This window comes from Aeribacillus sp. FSL W8-0870 (genome assembly GCF_037963755.1).
Classification (GTDB): Bacteria; Bacillota; Bacilli; order Bacillales; family Aeribacillaceae; genus Aeribacillus; species Aeribacillus composti.
In genome coordinates, this window is sequence record NZ_CP150165.1 from 321550 (window position 1) to 341563 (window position 20014).

Annotated in this window: 16 protein-coding genes; all 16 read left to right on the top strand. The window is 38.7% G+C overall.

What is annotated here, in order from left to right; all coding sequences use genetic code 11:
• Positions 1-213: 213 nt before the first annotated feature.
• The 16 genes from NSU02_RS01675 (at position 214) to NSU02_RS01750 (ending at position 19997) form a co-directional block, all read left to right on the top strand.
• On the top strand, positions 214-1614 hold the full coding sequence (locus NSU02_RS01675) for a zinc-ribbon domain-containing protein (RefSeq protein WP_339193960.1): 1401 nt from the start codon (positions 214-216) through the stop codon (positions 1612-1614).
• Positions 1611-2924 carry a beta-N-acetylhexosaminidase gene (gene nagZ / locus NSU02_RS01680; protein ID WP_339193962.1) on the top strand — a complete coding sequence of 438 codons (1314 nt, stop codon included), beginning with the start codon at positions 1611-1613 and terminating at the stop codon, positions 2922-2924. The genes NSU02_RS01675 and nagZ overlap by 4 nt, the downstream gene beginning before the upstream one ends.
• Positions 2925-3027: 103 nt before the next feature.
• Entirely contained in the window at positions 3028-3867 is an 840-nt protein-coding gene (locus NSU02_RS01685; RefSeq protein WP_339193964.1) for a DUF6574 domain-containing protein, read from the top strand.
• 365 nt (positions 3868-4232) lie between these two features.
• Complete coding sequence (locus tag NSU02_RS01690) at positions 4233-4709, top strand: flavin reductase family protein (protein WP_339193966.1); 477 nt, start codon at positions 4233-4235, stop codon at positions 4707-4709.
• A gap of 321 nt (positions 4710-5030) precedes the next feature.
• Entirely contained in the window at positions 5031-6386 is a 1356-nt protein-coding gene (gene brnQ / locus NSU02_RS01695; RefSeq protein WP_339193968.1) for a branched-chain amino acid transport system II carrier protein, read from the top strand.
• Between the two features lie 473 nt (positions 6387-6859).
• On the top strand, positions 6860-7333 hold the full coding sequence (locus NSU02_RS01700) for a PCYCGC motif-containing (lipo)protein (protein ID WP_063386536.1): 474 nt from the start codon (positions 6860-6862) through the stop codon (positions 7331-7333).
• Positions 7334-7830: 497 nt separating this feature from the next.
• Positions 7831-8907: a dimethylsulfone monooxygenase SfnG gene (gene sfnG, locus NSU02_RS01705; protein WP_063386537.1), complete on the top strand. Its 1077-nt coding sequence runs from the start codon at positions 7831-7833 to the stop codon at positions 8905-8907.
• Between the two features lie 269 nt (positions 8908-9176).
• Positions 9177-9509, top strand: a complete 333-nt coding sequence (locus NSU02_RS01710) for a hypothetical protein (protein WP_235600401.1) — start codon at positions 9177-9179, stop codon at positions 9507-9509.
• Positions 9510-9574: 65 nt separating this feature from the next.
• The gene (locus tag NSU02_RS01715) at positions 9575-10759 is read left to right on the top strand and encodes an acyl-CoA dehydrogenase family protein (protein WP_339193971.1); all 1185 of its coding nucleotides are present in this window, start codon (positions 9575-9577) and stop codon (positions 10757-10759) included.
• Between the two features lie 42 nt (positions 10760-10801).
• Positions 10802-11344: an NADPH-dependent FMN reductase gene (ssuE, locus tag NSU02_RS01720; protein WP_063386539.1), complete on the top strand. Its 543-nt coding sequence runs from the start codon at positions 10802-10804 to the stop codon at positions 11342-11344.
• Positions 11345-11788: 444 nt separating this feature from the next.
• Positions 11789-13177, top strand: coding sequence for an LLM class flavin-dependent oxidoreductase (locus NSU02_RS01725; RefSeq protein WP_066247175.1), 1389 nt, complete (start codon positions 11789-11791; stop codon positions 13175-13177).
• A 213-nt stretch (positions 13178-13390) separates the two neighbouring features.
• Positions 13391-14767, top strand: coding sequence for an LLM class flavin-dependent oxidoreductase (locus tag NSU02_RS01730; RefSeq protein WP_063386541.1), 1377 nt, complete (start codon positions 13391-13393; stop codon positions 14765-14767).
• A gap of 106 nt (positions 14768-14873) precedes the next feature.
• Positions 14874-16106 (top strand): acyl-CoA dehydrogenase family protein, encoded by a 1233-nt coding sequence (locus tag NSU02_RS01735; RefSeq protein ID WP_339193974.1) that lies wholly within the window; start codon positions 14874-14876, stop codon positions 16104-16106.
• Between the two features lie 22 nt (positions 16107-16128).
• Positions 16129-17337 (top strand): acyl-CoA dehydrogenase family protein, encoded by a 1209-nt coding sequence (locus NSU02_RS01740; protein ID WP_144596892.1) that lies wholly within the window; start codon positions 16129-16131, stop codon positions 17335-17337.
• A 982-nt stretch (positions 17338-18319) separates the two neighbouring features.
• On the top strand, positions 18320-19345 hold the full coding sequence (locus tag NSU02_RS01745; protein WP_130157495.1) for a methionine ABC transporter ATP-binding protein: 1026 nt from the start codon (positions 18320-18322) through the stop codon (positions 19343-19345).
• On the top strand, positions 19335-19997 hold the full coding sequence (locus tag NSU02_RS01750) for a methionine ABC transporter permease (protein WP_066247161.1): 663 nt from the start codon (positions 19335-19337) through the stop codon (positions 19995-19997). Before NSU02_RS01745 ends, NSU02_RS01750 begins: the two co-directional genes overlap by 11 nt.
• Positions 19998-20014: the final 17 nt, after the last annotated feature.

Sequence of the window (20014 nt, forward strand, 5' to 3'; positions counted from 1 at the left end):
CGGGGGTTTTCCTATACTTAATGAAAAAAGGGGCAAATATAACACCCTTTTGTTCAAAGTCTCCACTCCGATTGATAGAAGCTTAAAAAATGTTTGAAAAGCCTCTAAGAAGAGTGCTGTTTGTGTTAATGTCTAATTATTCAGAAAACCTATCAAAAGCCTTATGAAATGATATAATCTCCTTGAAATGTATGAAGAAAGCAGGTGATATGATTGAACTATTGTCAACAATGCGGACACCAATTAGAAGAAAATCAAACATTTTGTACGAATTGCGGCGCGAAAGTCGTAGAATCACAAAACGCCGTACATTCACAAAATGTAATGACGGCAGGGGAGGGATCAAGATCAAGAAGACCGGTGCTGGCAACGAAAAAATCTAAGATTTTTGCAAGTATTGGAGTTCTATTAATTTTAGTAATTGCAAGTTCATTTTTTATTGTAAAATCGGTCTATAAACCGACAAAACTGGCGGAAAATTTTATTCTAGCTGTCAACAATCATGATGCAAAAAAAGTGGCTCATTTACTAAACTCGAAGCAATCGGATATAAAAATAGATGAAAAAGTGGCCAAACAATTAATTGACTATTATCAAATGAACCCATCGGAATTTTCTGAACTGAAAAATAGCTTGCATGAAGAAGCCGTTATTTATGAAAAAGGGGCATTTCCTGAGCATACTGATGCAGATATTTCGATCAATAAATTAGGGAAAAAATGGTTATTTTTTGATTATTATGCACTCATACCTAAAAATTTATATATTGTCGTAACGGCAAATCATGATAGCCATATTTACATAGATGGGAAAAAATATGAACCTATAAAAAAAGACGAAGAACGGACTTACGGGCCGTTTTTGCCAATCAATCATAAAGTGCAAGCAGTATACAAAGGAGAATACGCAGACGTAAAGAAAGTGGAAGAAGTTTCGCCAAGTGATGCAGAAGAAAATAAAGTGTACATAAATTTTGATTTAACTGGAGATTATGTATATTTATATTCAAATATTGAAGATGCCACTTTATTCGTCAATGGAAAGAGCACAGGTTTAAAAATTTCGGATGTAGAAGAGTTTGGACCAGTTGCAACAGACGGTTCGATGATGCTTCATGCCGAAATAAAAACTGCTGATGGTACGTTGAAAAGCAATAAAAAGACAATTAAAGAAGCCGGGGAAACGATTGATCTATTATTTGAACAAGAAATTCCAATGGAAGATTTCGAAGATGTTGGAGATTCATTAGAAGACTATCATGATGAACAATCGGAGATCGAAAATGTGATTATGAGCCATTATACTAGTATCTCAAGCGGTGATTACGAAACTGCATATGCACTGTTTTCCTCAAGCCGTCGCAGTAAAATTAGCTATGAAAAATGGTCTAAAGGGCTAAAAAACAATTTTAAAAATGAAGTTACGAATGTAAGTGTGGAAAGTATAGAAAATGATCAAGCGACAGTGAGTTTTCAATTAACTTCTTATGACAAACAGGACGACGGCTCCACATTAGTACAAGAATGGGGAGGGAAATGGTATTTAGTGAAGGAATCAGACGGCTGGAAATTAGCAACGCCTGAAATTAAAAAGCTAAATACTAGAACGGAATGAAATGGAAATCTTTGCTTCTCATTTTCGCCATATTTATTTTGAGTATTTTTGCCATTATATCAATCCCGAAATTGCCGCTCTTTCAGGAAAATCAAAAAACAAAGATTCAAGAGCAACGTGAAGAACCGGAAGTAAAAGAAGCGGGTAATGTTGCAGCTCCGCAAGAAGAAAAAAACGATAAGAAAGAAGAAACGGTCGAAGAAAAAGCAGCTAGAATAGTGGATGATATGTCTTTGGGCGAGAAGGTCGGCCAGCTTTTGATGGTGGGCTTTAAAAGCACGGAAAAAGACGAGGCAATAACCGATTTAATCGTAAACAAACATATCGGTTCTGTCATTTTGTTTGACCGCAACATGGAGACTCCGGAACAAGTTGCGCAATTAAATAATTCTTTGCAAAGGCTCGCGCTGAAAAAGCGGTTTGGAGTGCCGCTTATGATCGGAGTGGACCAAGAAGGGGGAGACATTTTGCGGATGAGAGAAAAAGTGTCTCCCATCCCATCCCAACAGAAGCTAGGGCAAGCTGCAAATGAAAAAGCGGTGTACGATATTGCTCTTCTGAACGGAAGGGAATTGGCTGCCATGGGATTTCATCTAAATTTTGCACCTGTTTTGGATTTGTCAGAGACTGACAGCCGATCTTTTGGTACAAATCTGGAAGCAGTCTATACGTATGGTGCAAAAGTGGTTCAAGGATTGCATGAAGCGAAGATTACAGCAACGCTCAAGCATTTTCCCGGCAACGGAAGAAGCAGTGTTGATCCGCATATTGACACTTCTTCTGTAAAAGCGGACAAATTGGATTTGGAGAATTCCGATATTTATCCATTTAAAAAGCTCATTGAAAATACAGATCACAATCAATTTTTCATTATGATGACTCACATTAAATATCCAAGTTATGATCCTAGCAAACCAGCAAGTTTATCTTCTGTTATGATTCAAAAGCTGCTTCGGGAAAAGCTGGGGTATAAAGGAATTGTTGTCACGGATGATCTTGAAATGGGCGCAGTAAATAAATATTATTCATATGAAGATATGGCAATCGAAGCGATTAATGCCGGAGCGGATTTGCTGCTCGTTTGCCATGAATATGAGCATCAAGTGGAGGTTTATAATGGCTTAGTGAAAGCAGTGAAAGACGGAAAAATTCAAGAAAAGCGCATCAACGAAGCGGTGACAAGAGTGCTAATGCATAAATTATCCACTATTCAAGATCCGATCGTTGATCCGCAATATGCGAAAGAAACAGTTGGAAGCAAGGAGCATAAAACACTGATCGAAAATTGGATGAATACAAAGGAGCAGTGATTCAATTAAATTCGTAGAAGACCTTCATTCAATGTTTGGGCAAGCCGATTGTAGGCGGCTGCCCATGTTATACCAATCAATAGAGGAGGAACAATAGAGGAAAATGATTTGTCATCAATGTGGAAATGAACAAGAAAAAGGAAATTTTTGTGGGAAATGCGGGGCAAAATTGAATAATGATCCAAATCTACAAGAAACAGCGGGAGGCGGCGGGGATCAGGTTTCAATTAACAGAAATCCCGAACCGTCTTATGGCCAAGCAGCTTCCACGCAAATGAATGAACATGTAGAAAAGGTTAAAAAGCAGTCGAAAGTGTATGGAAGCTATTTCGTTCATTTTTTGAAACATCCGTCATCCATTTTTGGCAAAGAAAAAAATGAATGGGTGAATGGCTTTATCAGCATTATTTTATTTGTGTTCATTGTCACACTAACGGTTAGCGTTTTTGTCCGCAATCTATTTAAATCGGCAATTCATGGTACTCAAGGACTGATAAATGAGTTTTATGATGGACCTTCGTATGTTTCGGTATTTTTTAATGTTTTTGTATTTGTTTTTCTTATTGTTGCGCTCGTGTTATTGTGTATGTTCATTGTTAATAAATTGTTTGGATCAAGTGCATCTTTTAAAGAGGTAACAGCTATATATGGAGCACATCTTACCACCGCGATCATTGTTTCGCTTATCTCGTTATTGCTAGTTTTGTTAAAATCCCATGTTTATGGAAACATTGTGCTGAGCATTTCACTTTTGCTTGCGATCGTTTTAATTCCATATTATTTGATAAGTGTACTGCTAACGAAATATTCAAAAGGAATAGATCCTTTATACTCATTTTTTATCTATGTTGCTATATTTTCCCTCCTGTTTGCGATTTTTATCGGTATATTGGCTGATTCGGCAATGGGAAGAATTGTTGATCAATGGAGATATTTTTGGTGATGGAGTGACATTGAACATTTTGAACGATCTAAATATTAGCTGCTTTAATTTTCATACAATATAAATATAGACTTACACAATGAGTACCGCTAAGCCTTAAAAGCATCAGATCACCTTCAGCGCTGGTATGCCCGCCGCATACCAGCGTTTCATATGTTAATAGGCTGATTTTCATTCTATTGTATGATATGACGTTTTAAGTTGAGGTCATTATGAGAGAATTGGAAGCAGTATGGAACAATTGGCCGATATTCTAGGTAAACGACAAGCAAAAACTGGACATATTATGATCGTTTGCCTAAAATGAAGGTAAAGGAATACCAAAACAAACCAAAAATTGATTTCAAAGGAAGGTGATGTTCAAAATGGATGCAAAGGCGAAAAAAACGGCTTTACGTGGAATTACATATGGCTTGTACATTGTTGGTACGAAAGATGAAAACGGTGCCAATGGATTTGCTGGAAATTGGTTGACTCAAACCTCTTTTGAACCGCCTTTAGTTGCAGTTGCTGTAAAAGCGGGTACACGTTCACAACAACAAATTGCCAAAAGCGGGGTATTTAGCGTCAATATTTTGGAGACGGGGCAGAAGGAAATGGTTACTGCTTTTTTCCGATCCATTGAACCGGAAGGAAACAAGTTGGCGGGATACGAATTCTATACCGAAGAAACAGGATGTCCGATTTTTAAAGATGCGTTGAGCTTTTTTGAGTGTAAAGTGGTGGAAAAAATAGAAAAAGGTGACCACTATATTTACGTCGGTGAAGTGATCAATGCCGGCGTGCACCGGGAAGGCGATCCGCTAGCATTGAAAGAAACCGGTTTTTATTATGGAGGCTAAACTTTTTATAAGAAAAATGTTTCGGTTAAAAAGACCTGCAAATTTTATTATTTGAGACAAAAAATAAGAAAATAGTTTTGTTCGGCAAAAGGTTGAAGCAAGATTTTAAAGAATAAGCGATGATGACTTACGATTATTTGAAGCAGGCGTTCATTTCCGTCTGCTTCTAGCATATTTATCCAAATGAATGTTCATAATATAAGTATGAATTCGTTGAAATTTTTGTAAAAAAATAGTATAATATAATTTATTGTATGAATCGTGTGAATTGTTTTCATAAATCGATTTAAAAAAATTACATCATGGTGGGATCGAAAAATTATGGATCAAAAGCTATCATTTTCTTCGCTTGCTGTCATTGGAGTTATGTTGTTTGCTCTATTTTTTGGGGCAGGGAATCTAATATTTCCGGCTCAGCTTGGACAAAATGCCGGGGAAAATCTTTGGTTTGCTGTGACTGGATTTATCATTACTGGAGTTGGATTGCCGTTTCTCGGGATTATAGCGATGAGTTTTTCCGGAAGCAGTGATTTGCAAGAGCTTTCTAGTAGAGTTCATCCGACTTATGCCGTCTTTCTTACATCATTGCTCTATTTAACAATTGGTCCTTTTTTTGCAGCACCACGGACTGGAACTGTTGCGTATGAAGTCGGTATTACGCCGTTTGTTGCTGAGGAATTTCATCAAGTTGGATTGTTTATTTATACACTGCTATTTTTTGCTGTGACTTTTTGGTTTTCTTTATACCCGTCTAAGATTGTCGATAATGTTGGAAAACTTTTAGCACCTGGAATTGTGATTCTTCTTGCCATACTTTTATTTATGGTAGTTGTGAATCCTATTGGGGATATTGGTTCAGCGCAAGGCGTGTATAAAATTCATGCGTTTTCCCAAGGTTTTATAGATGGCTATAGTACAATGGACGCCCTTGCATCACTTGTATTTGGCATTATTGTGATCAATGCCATACGCAAATTAGGTGTAACATCAAAAAAAGATATTCTGAAAGCTACAGCAAAATCAGGAACTGTTGCCATTTCACTGCTTGCACTGATTTATATTGGAATTGCTTATTTAGGAGCAACAAGTGTAGAAGCTTTCGGAATTTTTAAAACAGGTGGACCCGTTCTCAGCAATGCGGCTTCACATTATTTTGGCACATTCGGTTTAATTATGCTGGCTATTATTATCATTCTTGCATGTTTAACGACTGCCATTGGTTTAATAACGGCGAATGCTGAATATTTTCATAAATTGATTCCGAAAATCGGCTATAAAACGTGGGTTGTCTTCTTTAGCTTACTTACTTTTGTAATAGCAAACTTTGGATTAACAAACATTATTTCATTTTCTATCCCTGTCTTAATGTTCATCTATCCTCTAGCGATTGTTTTGATTTTGTTAACGTTCTTGTCGCCGCTTTTCCATCACGCACGCATTGTATATGTTTCAGCGACTGGAGTTACATTTTTAATCAGTATTTTTGACGGTTTGAAATCATTATGTGATTCACTTGGAATTGATTATTTCGGATGGATGGTACCAATTGTTTCGTTTTATGAACAGATATTACCATTTTATAAACAAGGACTCGGCTGGTTTATTCCAGCGATCATTGTCATTATTATTACAGGTATTGTCGGAAGGGTTCAGGCCAAATCAACTGTTAGAGCGTAAAATGTTCTATTATAATAATAGAAAGAATAGTTTGAATTTTTGTAAGCTATAAAAAAGGAACTTTCTTAAGGAAGGTTCCTTTTTTTGATCAAACTTGACCATTGACAATTTTTTAAAACTAAAGGAAGATTCTTTTTATTATTTAGTGATTATGGTATTTTTCTTGTAGAGGTTAAAGTCTATTCACCCTTCGCAAGTTCGGATTTAAAAATAAAGGATATTTAGCAGCTGCTAGAAGTACCCCCTTTACAATATAATGGAATGATATCAGAAGCTTTGAAGATGTATGCCGTTCATTAGACTTTATTAATTGAGAGAAAAACTTTAAGGAAGGGAAATAGGAATATATATTGTAAGGGTAACATCGGCCGCCAGATGGTTCTATGTTCGGCAGCTGAATGCAATTTGTGAATTTTCGTTGATGAACAGAAAAGAAGGATTTCATTACACTTTATAAAAGGAAGTGTGACGTTGTGAAAGCCAAACAATTATTGGTATTACTATTTATTACAATAATCATTTCTGCTTGCAGTTCAAATAAAGAACAATCAACCATGGAGCACGCGCCGAATGGCGACTTGTGGGAAACAACTGCTTCAAGGGATGAACTGCCGACCTTTTTAAATGAATATAGCGAAAACATTCAAATCATCTATCAAGCAGCCGGAAAATCAATGGAGCTGCTGCAATGGATTCCTTGTTATTGTGGCTGCGGCGACCATGCCGGACATCGGAGCAGTCTAAATTGTTTTGTTAAGCAAGTAAATCAAAATGGTTCTGTTGTATGGGATGACCATGGAACACGCTGCAACGTCTGCTTAGAAATTGCAGCAGAAGCAATCAAAATGAAGCAAGATGGAAAAACGGTAAAAGAAATTCGCCAATATATAGATGAAAAATACAAAGAAGGCTATGCGAACCCGACAGACACACCAATGCCGTTATAAAGAAAAGGATGAGACCAATTATTGGTTTCATCTTTTCTATGTTTTATGCTTTGTCGAAACTGTTTTTGTCCTCAGGACTTGATCATGATGGAAAAAGGCTTGTGATTAGACATTTAATCTTGAATATCCATCAATACTGTTTTTTGTTATTTTTACATAATAAAATTGTCGGAGAAAGCTCCTTCGGCTTTTTTTTGACCGATCCTCCACGCTTTCCAACAAAGAATTATTTATAATCATATTCCCTTTCGCTCCATGACCCATTTTCCATTCTGCCTTTCCCTCATGTCTAATTCTAAGGACTGATCTAATAAAACTAGCAAGAAAAGTCGAAATTTTTAAAACATACTTGACAAATAGGAATAATGGAATTAATATCATACTTAAATCTTTTACTTTTATCCGGTTGCCCACTGGACCGCCAGAGGCTCATATCAGTTCTTAATATTAGGATCTGATATGAGCCTTTTTTATTAAAATTTAAGGAGGGAAAATCAATGGGTTTACAATTTGCTTATTGGGCGCCAAACGTTAGTGGAGGGCTTGTGATCTCTAATCTGCCACAGAAAACAGGCTGGTCATTTGAGGATAACAAACGTTATGCACAAATAGCTGAAGAAAATGGTTTTGATTACGTCCTGCTGCAAACAAGATTTTTCGCCAGCTACGGAGCTGAAAAACAATTAGAAGCCGCTGCGCTTGCTTCTGCACTTGCCGCTAGTACCAAAAAATTAAACATTATTACAGCTGTGCTGCCCGGTCTTTGGCATCCAGGTGTCATAGCAAAAATTATTTCAACGATTGATCATATCAGTAATGGCCGTGCTTCAATTAATATTGTCAGCGGATGGTTTAAAAATGAATTTATCGGTTATGGGGAACCGTGGTTAGACCATGATGAACGTTATCGACGGTCTGAAGAATTTATACAGGTTCTACGAGATTTGTGGACAAAGGAAACCACTACTTTTAAAGGAGATTTTTATCGTATAAATGAAGCGCCATTAAAGCCTAAACCTATTAATATCCCAAAAATTTTCCAAGGCGGAAACTCGAAAGCAGCAAGAGAAATGGCTGGACGAGTTTCAGATGTTTATTTCATGAATGGAAATTCGCTGGAAAATCTGAAAAAGCAAATTGATCATGTGAAATCATTGGCTGAATCGAACGGAAGAAACATCCAATTCGGTGTTAATGGCTTCGTGATTGTTCGTGATACAGAAGAAGAAGCAAAACAAGTTTTAAAAGATATTGTTTTACATGCAGATAAAGAAGCTGTGGAAGGCTTTGAAAGTCAAGTGAAATTCGCAGGGAAAGCCTCTCCTGAAGGTGAAGGAATGTGGGCGGAATCCACCTTCGAAGATCTTGTGCAATATAATGACGGTTTCAAAACAGGTTTGATTGGGACGGCAGAACAAGTGGCGGATCGCATCATTGAGCTGAAAAAAATAGGAGTCGATATTGTTTTGACAGGATTTTTACATTACGATGAAGACTTAAAAGCCTTTGGTGAAAAAGTCATTCCGCTCGTAAGAGAAAAAGAAGCAAAATTGGAGGGAATCCTAGCCAACTAATATAAAGAAGCATAAGACTCGAAATGAGTAAGCTTTCGGAACAACTAACAAATGAATACGAATGATGTTGGGCATTCAACATCAAGAAATGAGGAGTCTCTTTCTTTAAATAATACTTGACATATAGGAATAATATGTATTAATTTAGTTATAAACAAAATAGTTTGATGAATGCTGACTGGACAACTAGAGGCTCTCAATTCAAGATCATATTTCTTGAAATGAGAGTCTCTTTCCTTTTTTTACAAACATGGAAAGGTGGATTAGCGGTGGCAAATAGTTATGTGAACATATTGGATTATAAAGCGGAAAAACAAAAATCTTTGCGAGAAAATGAATATTTGAATTTGCCGGATTTACAATTTTTCCTTTGGTGCCAAAAGAATTATCGGATAAATAAAGGTGTTTTCAATACGATTGACAATTGGTTTTATACAAATGGAGTCGTTTCTATTATTCATCGTCGAATTTATATTTTAGCTTTTTTGGAATTTGTCAAAAGAGAAGATGCGGATTTTAAAAAACGCAAATATATCCGTTTTGGAAACGGAGGTCTTTCAAAGAAGCTTCATCAATTTATGAATGAAATAATGGAACAATAGAACGATTATGTCAGTAAACTATTAATCACAAACATTATTAGATAAAGAAGACAAAGGGGTAACTAATGATGAGTGTTGCAGAAGGAACAGGTCATTACCTTGACACAGCTTTGCAGTTAGCAAAGGAGTTTGCTAAAACTGCAATTGAAAGGGATGAACGAGGAGGAACAGCAAAAGCAGAACGTGACCTGCTTAGAAAAAGCGGATTACTTTCACTTATCATCCCGAAGTCTTTAGGCGGACTGGGGAAGGATTGGAAAGCTGTGCTGCAAATTACACGTGAGCTGGCAAAAGTAGACGGGTCATTGGCTCACTTATTCGGCTATCATTTCTTATGCTTGACATCCGTACATCTATTCGGTTCCCCTCAGCAGAAAGAGAAGTATTATAAGGAAACGGCTGAAAATAATTTGTTTTGGGGAAATACCTATAATCCTCTTGATGAAAGCTTGCTCGTAAAGCGAGAAGGGGATCAGTTAAAGCTAATTGGGAAAAAAAGCTTTTGCTCGGGTGCTAAAGATTCAGAGCGGCTGCTTATATCAGCTAAAAGTCCAAATCAAGATCGCCCTGTTATTGCCGTTATTCCTACTAATCGGACAGGAATAATCATTAATGATGATTGGGATAGCTTCGGCCAACGGCAAACGGACAGCGGCACTGTTGTTTTTCAAGATGTACTGCTGAAGGAAGAAGAGATATTAAATTTCTATGAACAAGAACCTGAAAGCTTTTTCCCTACTATAAGGACGCATACTGCTCAAACCATTTTAGTTCATGTTCTTCTTGGAATTGCGGAGGGAGCATTTGAAGAAGCGAAAAACTATACGAAAAATATCACTCGTCCTTGGCTGACCTCTAAAGTAGATCAGGCGACGAGCGATCCATATACGATTCGCCAGTATGGAGATTTATATGTGCAGTTAAAAGCTGCAGCTGCATTGGCCCAAGACGCTTCAAATGCTCTGCAAGAAGCATGGGATAAAGAAAGGGCATTAACAGAACAGGAACGTGGAGAGTGTGGAATTATCATTGCGACTGCAAAGGTTGCAACAGCAAAAGCAGCTTTAGAGCTTACCAGCCGTATGTTTGAAGTAATGGGGGCAAGGGCAACTTTAGGAAAATATCGGTTTGACCGCTTTTGGCGAAATGTAAGGACTCACACGTTGCATGATCCCATTGAATATAAAATCCGTGATATCGGAGAATGGGCTCTTAACGGTAAATTGCCTGAGATTACACCGTATTCTTAATGTATAAACGATCGAATTTAATTGAAGAAAGGTGATGACATTATGTCAAATATCGTGATTATTTCCGGAAGTCCATCTAAACCATCAAGAAGCTTAGCTATCTCTGCTTATTTAGAAAAAAGGATCAAGGCTGAAGGGCTGAATGCGTCTACCATTTCAGTTCGTGACCTGCCGGCAGAAGATCTTTTATTTGCCAACTTCAACAGCCCAAAAATTCAAGAGGTTTTAGCACAGATTGAACAAGCACAGGCAGTTATTATTGTAAGTCCTGTATATAAAGCAAGCTATCCAGGGGTGTTAAAAGCCCTGTTAGATTTCATTCCTGAAAAAGGATTCGTTGATAAAGTTGTTCTCCCGGTGGTTACCGGCGGAACAGCAGCTCATCTTTTAACATTGGAATATGCTATTAAGCCGATTGCTTCTGTGTTAGGCAGCCAGGAGATTTTAAAAGGAGTGTATTTCGTAGATTCTCAAATTGGCTATCACGAAGATCAGGTTACTTTTATTGATGCGGAAATAGAATCGAGATTACAAACATCATTGAATGATCTATTAAGCCGGTTAAAAGTTGAACAATTAAAATAGTGATTTATATATTGTTTGCACCGAACAGAAAGGATGTTTCATCCTGCTCACGGAGATGGAAAATAATGGTGACAGAACTGTCACCAATAAATTGCTTAAGCTGCCGTTGATTCCAACCAAAAAAATTTTTACCTTTGTATAGGGAAATATATTACTTTAGCAAAAATTTCATATGATCAAATGTATCATGTTGACTGGACGACCAGAGACATATCATCGCAAGTTTCGTACTTGCAAAGATAGTCTCTGTTTTTTTTCGTTATAAACCTTTAAATAAAACGAAGAAAAAGATGTAACAACAAGTATTTGAGAAAGAGACACGTACCTTTCAAAAATGATCCCACTCCATTTCAGTTTCGATATATAGAATCACAGACATTATCGGTCCATGGAATGATAACTAAACGACAATGTCAAATTTACGGTTAGTCGGGAGGAAATCATATGAAGAAAAAGCGAATTTATTTAAACGCTTTTGATATGAATTGTGTGGCGCATCAATCTCCGGGATTATGGGTGCATCCTGAAGATCAGTCATACCGATATAAAGATATTGAATATTGGGTTGAGCTGGCGCAATTACTGGAAAAAGGGCGGTTCGATGGATTATTTATTGCAGATGTAATCGGCATTTATGATGTGTATGGAAATGATAAAACGACAGCAGTACGTGAAGCAACCCAAGTTCCAGTCAATGACCCTATTTTACTTGTTTCTGCAATGGCGCATGCAACGGAGCATTTAGGCTTTGGGATCACATGCTCTACAACATTTGAGCATCCATATACATTTGCACGCAGAATGTCGACTTTAGACCATTTAACAAAGGGCCGAGTAGGCTGGAATATTGTTACTTCCTATTTGGAAAGCGGAACGAAAAACATCGATATTGGCGATCGGTTCCTCCATTCAGAACGATATAATATTGCGGAAGAATATTTGGAAGTTTGCTATAAATTATGGGAAGGCAGCTGGGAAGACGATGCTGTTATAAAAGATAGAGATAGAAAAATTTTCACAGACCCAGCGAAAGTTCATGAAATAAATCATCACGGCAAATATTTTAATGTGCCAGGCATTCATTTGTGCGAGCCGTCGCCGCAAAGAACACCTGTTTTATATCAAGCAGGCGCTTCAGCGAGAGGGCGTCAATTTGCAGCAAAACATGCTGAGTGCACATTTGTTTCGATGCCAGGAAAAGAGCCTATCGCTTCATATGTGAAAAATTTAAGAGCCCAGGCTGCTGAATTTGGCAGGGATCCGCAAAGCATAAAAGTATTCGCTTTGTTCACACCGATTGTTGGGCGGACGGAGGAGGAAGCGTGGGCGAAATATGAAGAATTATCGCAATATATCAGCTATGAAGGGGCCCTTTCTTTATTAGGCGGCTGGTCAGGTGTTGATTTTTCAAAATATGATCCTGATCAAGAAATTGAATACATTGATACTAACGCCATCAAATCAGTGCTCGAATCATTAACGAAAGCAAGTCCAAATAAAAAATGGACTGTCCGCGAGCTGGCGAATTTTGCTGGAATAGGCGGAATGGGTCCTGTAGTAGTCGGAACACCAAAGCAAATAGCTGATACGTTTGAGGAATGGATTGAAGATACGGATATCGATGGATTTAATCTCGCCTATGCAATAACGCCGGGAACTTTTAAAGATTTTGTTGATCTTGTCATTCCGGAGCTTCAACAACGTGGAGTCGTGAAAAAAGAATATGAAGAAGGAACTTTGCGGGAAAAATTGTTTGGCAAAGGCCAGTCCCGTTTACCGGAAGACCATATTGGAGCTAAATATAGAAATTTAAGCTATCAACTGCAGGATTAACCTTACTTTTTTGTATCAAAAGAAGCTTTGAACTTCGTATGATCAGCCTTGAAAAAAAGAAACTGTAGGTTAGTCGTTAGTCAGTATTACTTTTGCATCATCTTTATTTGACTTGTTGCCAATTTTGCTGCGGATTCATAAGTCCTTTAAGTCGTTTATGAAATGAATTCTTTTTTTGGCTAAACAAATTTGATAAATGGAGATATGGGGAATATGACAAAGCCATTATCATTTTCTGCTTTTGTTATGAATACACCTTCTCACATTCTTCACGGGATGTGGCGTGATCAAGAAGGTCATCAGCTTAACTTTAATGACGTAAATCTTTGGGTTTCTTTAGCGAAACGGCTGGATGAGGGAGGTTTTGACGTCATCTTTTTCGCCGACGTCGTCGGGCTGTACAATGACTTTCGAGGAGGATGGGATTTCCATATTGAAAATGGCTTGCAAGTACCTAGTAATGACCCAATGGTACTGCTTTCAGCACTTGCAGTAAATACAAAACATTTAGGCTTAGCTTTTACGGCGGCTCCGGTTCAAGAACCTCCCTTTAACTTTGCACGCCGTGTATCAACATTAGATCACATCACCAAAGGACGAATTGCCTGGAACATGGTTACCAGCTACTCAGCAAATGCCTTTCGCAACTTTGGCTATGACGGCTTAGTTCCGCATGATGAACGATATGAGTGGCTGGATGAATATGTTGATGTTTTATATAAGCTTTGGGAAGGTTCATGGGATGAAGGAGCGCTTTTGCAGGACCGTGAAAGCGGAATTCATGCGGATCCGGCGAAAGTCCATAAAATTCATCATGTCGGCAAGCGCTACAAGGTGGAAGGACCGCACTTAGTGGCTCCATCACCGCAGCGCACACCGTTGCTTTTTCAAGCTGGTTCGTCCCCTACTGGCAGAGATTTTTCGGCTCGCAATGCTGAAGCGATCTTCATTGGAGCACCTGATCCTGAAAATGCCCGCAAGCTGATCGATGAAACACGAAGGTTGGCGGTTGAAAATGGCAGAAAGAGTGAGGATATCCACTTTTATCAGGGATTGTACTTTGTGATCGGAAAGACGGAGGAAGAAGCTCGGCAAAAAGAATATGAACTTGAAAATAAGATTGATTTCGATATGATGATCGCTCATTCCGCTGGGGGGATGGGAATTGATTTAGGGAATGCTACTTTAGATACTCCATTGGAAGATATCAAAACTGAAGGGATCAGAAGCACATATGAATGGCTAAAGCAAAGCACGCCGGGAAGGACTCCTACAGTTAGAGATCTTGCTAGGCTCAGGAGCAAAACAAACCGTATTGTCGGCACTCCTGAAATGATTGCAGACCAGCTTGAGCTTTGGAGGGATGCAGGTGTTGACGGCATCAATGTCATCAATGCGACGATTCCCGGTTCCTATGAAGAATTTATTGATCAAGTCATGCCTGTGCTTCGAAAGCGCGGTTTAGCGCGCAATGGATATGGAAAGCCAGGAACATTGCGGCGCAAATTGTTTGGGACAGATCGTCTCAATGAGCGTCATCCTGCTGCAAAATACCGAGGTGCATTTGCAGCGAAAAGCCCTGTAAATTGATCTGAGGTGCTAGTAATTGCTGTTTGGCTCTTTTTTTTACAAATAAATATTACTAAAAAGATGTGAATAGTGAAATTTAAAATACGATTAAAGGAGTGCATAAAAGATGTCAATTCAAAATCAATTAAATGAAGCAAGCTCTTTGACTTTTAACGGTCCGGTAAAAGTTGATTCGCCTGAATTAGATCAATTGATTGATGTAATTGCTAAAGACGCTGAGGAACGAAGAAATGCCGGCAGTGAAGAACTGCCTTATCACGCCTTCGATTTAATTCGGCAATCTCGATTGGGTGCTTTACGTCTGCCTGTTGAACTAGGCGGTGGAGGAGCTAGTATTCGTGATCTTTTCTATGTCCTAATCCGTTTAGCTGAAGCCGATCCGGATGTGGCGCACAGCCTTCGTGCCCATTATTGGCAAGTAGAAGAAATACTTCGAAATCCGGATAAAGAACGACGTGAGCAATTGTTGGGAATCGTGGCAAAAGGAGATATTATTGGGAATGCCTTTACGGAAATTTCATCAAAAAATGTTGGTCATTTGATTTTTGAAACAACTTTGACTCAAGATGGCGAAGGGTACCGATTAAACGGTACGAAATATTTTAGCACCGGTACCATATATTCCGACTGGGTAATCGTTATGGCATCAACCCCTGAAGGAAAACCTGTTTCCGCGTTTATTCCGACAAATCGTGATGGCGTCATCATTGAAGATGACTGGGATGGTATCGGACAAAAATTAACAGGAAGCGGTACAACACGCTTAAACAATGTATATGTCAATCGAGAAGAAGTAACATTTATTGATGAGACGAAGACGCCTTTCAATTCATTTTTACAGCTCTATCTGCAAGGAGTGATAGCGGGTATTTTGCGGAATGTGGTGACAGACGCTAAAGCTTTAGTTCATGGAAGATCCAGAACCTTTACTTTTGCATCGGCAGATACGCCAGCGGCTGATCCGCTGCTTCAGCAAATTATTGGGCAGCTTTCAAGCAGCGCGTTTACCGCAGAAGCACTTGTGCTGGCTGCCGCAGATGCATTAGACATAGCAGTGAATGAGGCGGTTAATGGAGAAATAGACTTTGATTTAAGTCATGAGGCTTCCCTGCGAGCTGCTCAGGCGAAAGTTATTATCGATCACCTTGCATTACAAGCAGCTACACTTCTCTTTGAGGTTGGCGGCGCTTCAGCTACGAGACAATCCAAGCATTTTGACCGCCACTGGCGCAATATTCGCACACTTGCTTCCCATAATCCGATAGCCTACAAAGCAAGAGCTATTGGCGATTATGTTGTGAATGGTACGAAGCTTCCGATAAGAGAGGTTTACTTCTAAGGATTTTATTGGAGGATGCACAATGGATTTTAACGCAAGCAATCAGACGATTCGAAATGAACGAGATGCAAGGCTCGTAGAATATGCGGAGCGCATTGCAGAGAAAATTCGACAGACAGCTGATAAATATGATGAAACAGGAGAATTTCCGTTTGAGCATATCGAAATCCTAAAAAAAGAGGGTTATCATAAGCTAACAATCCCTAAAGAATATGGCGGTGAAGAACTTTCATTATATGAAATTTTGCTGGTACAAGAACGATTAGCGAAAGCCTGTGGTTCTACGGCACTGGCGATAGGATGGCACTTAATGGCATTCTTTAGCCTTAGGGATTTCCGGCCTTGGAAAGAAGAAATTTTTGCGAAAATATGCAGAGAGGCCGTTGAGGAAGGTTCATTATTAAATGTTTTTGTCACGGAGCGGACATCAGGCAATATTGTAAGAGGCGGAACCCCATCAACAATTGCGAGAAAAACGAAAGACGGATATATCATTTCAGGAAGAAAGGCATTTGCAACATTGGCGCCAATTGTGTCGCATTTTACGATTTTGGCATATGTCGAAGAAGAAGATAAAACGGCCGAATTTTTAATTAAAAAAAATGATTCGGTACAATTGATAGATACATGGAATGTTTTGGGAATGAGAGCAACAGGCAGCCATGATATCGAACTGCATGATGTGTTTGTGCCGGAAGAGGCGTTATTGTCTTACATTGACAAGGGGAAGAACAACCGCTTTAAGGGCAACAGCAGTGCCTACACGCTGCAGTTGCCAGCCATTTATTTAGGGATTGCGATTGCTGCCAGAGATTTTATTTTAAAGTATGCGGCTGAGAAATTTTCACCAAGTCTAGGAGATGTTATTCTAGAGGCGCCGCATGTTCAGGATAAAATTGGAGAAATCGAAATTTTAATCGCTGTATCAAGATACCTGTTATACGGTTTAGCTGAAAAATGGGACCGAAATTTACATGTTCGAGACAAGTTAAGCAATGAAGTCTCTATTACAAAATATACAGTATGTAATAATGCGATCAAAATAGTAGAGCTGGCTATGAGAATCGCAGGCGGTCATTCGTTATCGAAAGATTTGCCATTAGAAAGATATTTTAGGGATGTTCAGTGTGGTTTATATAATCCTCCTTTAAATGACATGGTCGTGAGTCAAGTTTCGAAATCCGTGATTGAAGAATATCGAAATAGCTTGAAAGAAGTGCAATTTAAATAGGAGGATGCTGGAGACTGTGGGAGCATTTTCTGCTGCTGAGCAGAAAAGTTCATAATATTTGCTGACTGGAACACCAGAGGCCTTAATTTCATGAAAAATGAAATTAAGGCCTTTCTTGTGCGCCCGGCATGGGTGTAATCTATAGGGTGAAAGTCCCGAGCTGCGAAGGCAGAAGTAGCAGTTAGCTTAACGCAAGGGTGTCCGTGGTGACGCGGAATCTGAAGGAAGCGAGCGGCAAACTTCCGGTCTGAGGAACACGAACTTCATATGAGGCTAGGTATCACTGGGTGAGTTTGCAAGACAAAACAAAGCCCTTTCTGCCGAAGGTGATACAGAGTAAATGAAGCAGATGGATGGAAGGAAAGATTACACTCTTACCCGGGGAGGTCTGGCTGGCACGCCAAGTAACCTTGGTAACCTATCTAGTGATAGATAGCTGAACAGTCAGAAGTCAGCAGAGGTCATAGTATTAGTTGGTCTAGAACAACTAAGAAGGACCGAACAATTAAGAGAGAATAGCCCTTGGCATTCAGTGAGTCATGATGAACACAGAAAACGTAGTACCTCACTTGAGGGAGGAAGCGGTGAATCCCGTGGGAGATCTCTTGGAGGGTGGAGTGACCACTGGCATAAAGAGAACAGCTATTCACGGAAGTTATAAAGACTTGCGTCAATTATCTTAATTGAACCGCCGTATACGGAACCGTACGTACGGTGGTGTGAGAGGACGGGAGTTAATCGCTCCCTCCTACTCGATTTTCACAATATGACAAGGAAAAAAATTTTTTGCATTGCACAAATGTGTCAAAGTATTATGGTTCATCGCCATTTTTCCAAGTTAAACAAATTAAATTAAACATAAAGAGTTAAGATGGGAGAAGCACCATCCCCAAACGCTCGAGTAGTTCCCGCATTAAACGTTTTGAACAAAGGGGATATTGTATATAGATCTGGATAAATTTTCGGTTGGTGGAGGAAATTGATGATTAGGCTAGAGAGAGTTAGTAAAATATACGAGTCTGGTGGGAAAAAAGTAGAAGCTGTAAAAGATGTTTCGCTTCACATTAAAAAAGGCGACATTTTTGGAATCATCGGCTTTAGCGGAGCCGGAAAAAGTACACTGCTTAGGTTAGTGAATTTACTCGAACGTCCGACAAAAGGAAATATTATAGTCGATAATTATGATTTGAATTCCATATCTTCGAAAGATCTGCGGCAATTAAGAAGAAAAATTGGAATGATTTTTCAAACATTTAATCTATTTAATTCTCGCACGGTATATGGCAATATTGCTTACCCTTTAAAATTGGAGAAAAAATCGAAGGAGGAAATCCACCAACGAGTTACAGAGCTATTACAATTTGTTGGTCTTGAAGACAAAGCTGACAAATTTCCAGAACAGTTGTCTGGAGGTCAAAAACAAAGAGTAGGGATTGCACGAGCGCTTGCAACTTCACCAGACATTCTGTTATGTGATGAGGCTACCTCGGCTTTAGATCCAGAAACCACTAATGAAATATTAAATCTATTGAAAAAAGTGAATGAAGAATTCAATATTACGATTTTATTAATAACACATGAAATGAACGTGATTCGAAAAATTTGCAATCGCGTAGCGGTTATGGAAAACGGGAGAATCATTGAAGAGGGCGAGGTTTTTAATATATTTTCAAATCCTCAAGAAAAAACGACGAAAAATTTTATCAGTTCGGTTGTAAATGAAAAATTATCTTCGAGCTTGCTTGAAAAGTTAAGGAAGGATCATGAAAGAAAGCTTTATCGAATTGTATTTTCAGGAGACACTGCGAGTCAACCTATATTATCGACATTAACAGCTAAACATAATATTCACTTTAATATCATTTACGGAAGCATCAATGAACTTCAAAATCAATTGTTTGGCAATTTAATCGTGGAATTCATTGGAGCTGATTCTCAAATTGAAGAAGTATTAAAAGAGTTGACAGAGATAGTTGAAGTAAGGGAGGTCACAAACGGTGAAAGTTGATTGGACGACGTTTTGGCCTAGAATACTTCAAGCAACAGGTGAAACGATTACAATGGTCATTTTCACATTGATTTTTGCTAGTATTTTAGGAATTATCATGGGACTACTGCTATTTGTCACCCGTAAAGGCAATATTTTAGAAAATAGATTCATCTTTTCATTTTTGAATTTATTAATCAATATTATTCGACCTATACCGTTCATCATATTTTTAGTTGCCATCAGCCCGCTTACGCGATTCGTTGTGGGAACTACAATTGGAACGACAGCGGCTATTTTTCCGATGACCATTGCTGCAGCTTTTGCCATTGCCAGGGTGGTAGAAAATAATTTAGTCTCAATTGATCCAGGTATTATCGAGGCTGCAAAGGCGATGGGGGCATCACCTATTCAAATAATATTTGGGGTACTAATTCCCGAAGCATTAGGGCCTTTAATTTTAGGAATTACATTTATCACCGTAGGACTTATTGATTTTTCCGCCATGGCTGGAACGGTTGGCGGAGGGGGCCTTGGGGATCTTGCGATGACATATGGTTATCAGCGGTTTGATACATCCGTCATGATTGTTACGGTTGTCATATTAATTATTCTTGTTCAAATTGCTCAATTTATTGGCAACATGCTTTCACGTTTCTTTTTACGCAGATAGATCAATCATATATTAGG

Coding starts and splice junctions, on each gene's coding strand:
- nagZ (WP_339193962.1), top strand. CDS start 1,611: ATGAAATGGAAATCTTTGCTTCTCATTTTCGCCATATTTATTTTGAGT.
- NSU02_RS01685 (WP_339193964.1), top strand. CDS start 3,028: ATGATTTGTCATCAATGTGGAAATGAACAAGAAAAAGGAAATTTTTGT.
- NSU02_RS01690 (WP_339193966.1), top strand. CDS start 4,233: ATGGATGCAAAGGCGAAAAAAACGGCTTTACGTGGAATTACATATGGC.
- brnQ (WP_339193968.1), top strand. CDS start 5,031: ATGGATCAAAAGCTATCATTTTCTTCGCTTGCTGTCATTGGAGTTATG.
- sfnG (WP_063386537.1), top strand. CDS start 7,831: ATGGGTTTACAATTTGCTTATTGGGCGCCAAACGTTAGTGGAGGGCTT.
- NSU02_RS01715 (WP_339193971.1), top strand. CDS start 9,575: ATGATGAGTGTTGCAGAAGGAACAGGTCATTACCTTGACACAGCTTTG.
- ssuE (WP_063386539.1), top strand. CDS start 10,802: ATGTCAAATATCGTGATTATTTCCGGAAGTCCATCTAAACCATCAAGA.
- NSU02_RS01725 (WP_066247175.1), top strand. CDS start 11,789: ATGAAGAAAAAGCGAATTTATTTAAACGCTTTTGATATGAATTGTGTG.
- NSU02_RS01730 (WP_063386541.1), top strand. CDS start 13,391: ATGACAAAGCCATTATCATTTTCTGCTTTTGTTATGAATACACCTTCT.
- NSU02_RS01735 (WP_339193974.1), top strand. CDS start 14,874: ATGTCAATTCAAAATCAATTAAATGAAGCAAGCTCTTTGACTTTTAAC.
- NSU02_RS01740 (WP_144596892.1), top strand. CDS start 16,129: ATGGATTTTAACGCAAGCAATCAGACGATTCGAAATGAACGAGATGCA.
- NSU02_RS01745 (WP_130157495.1), top strand. CDS start 18,320: ATGATTAGGCTAGAGAGAGTTAGTAAAATATACGAGTCTGGTGGGAAA.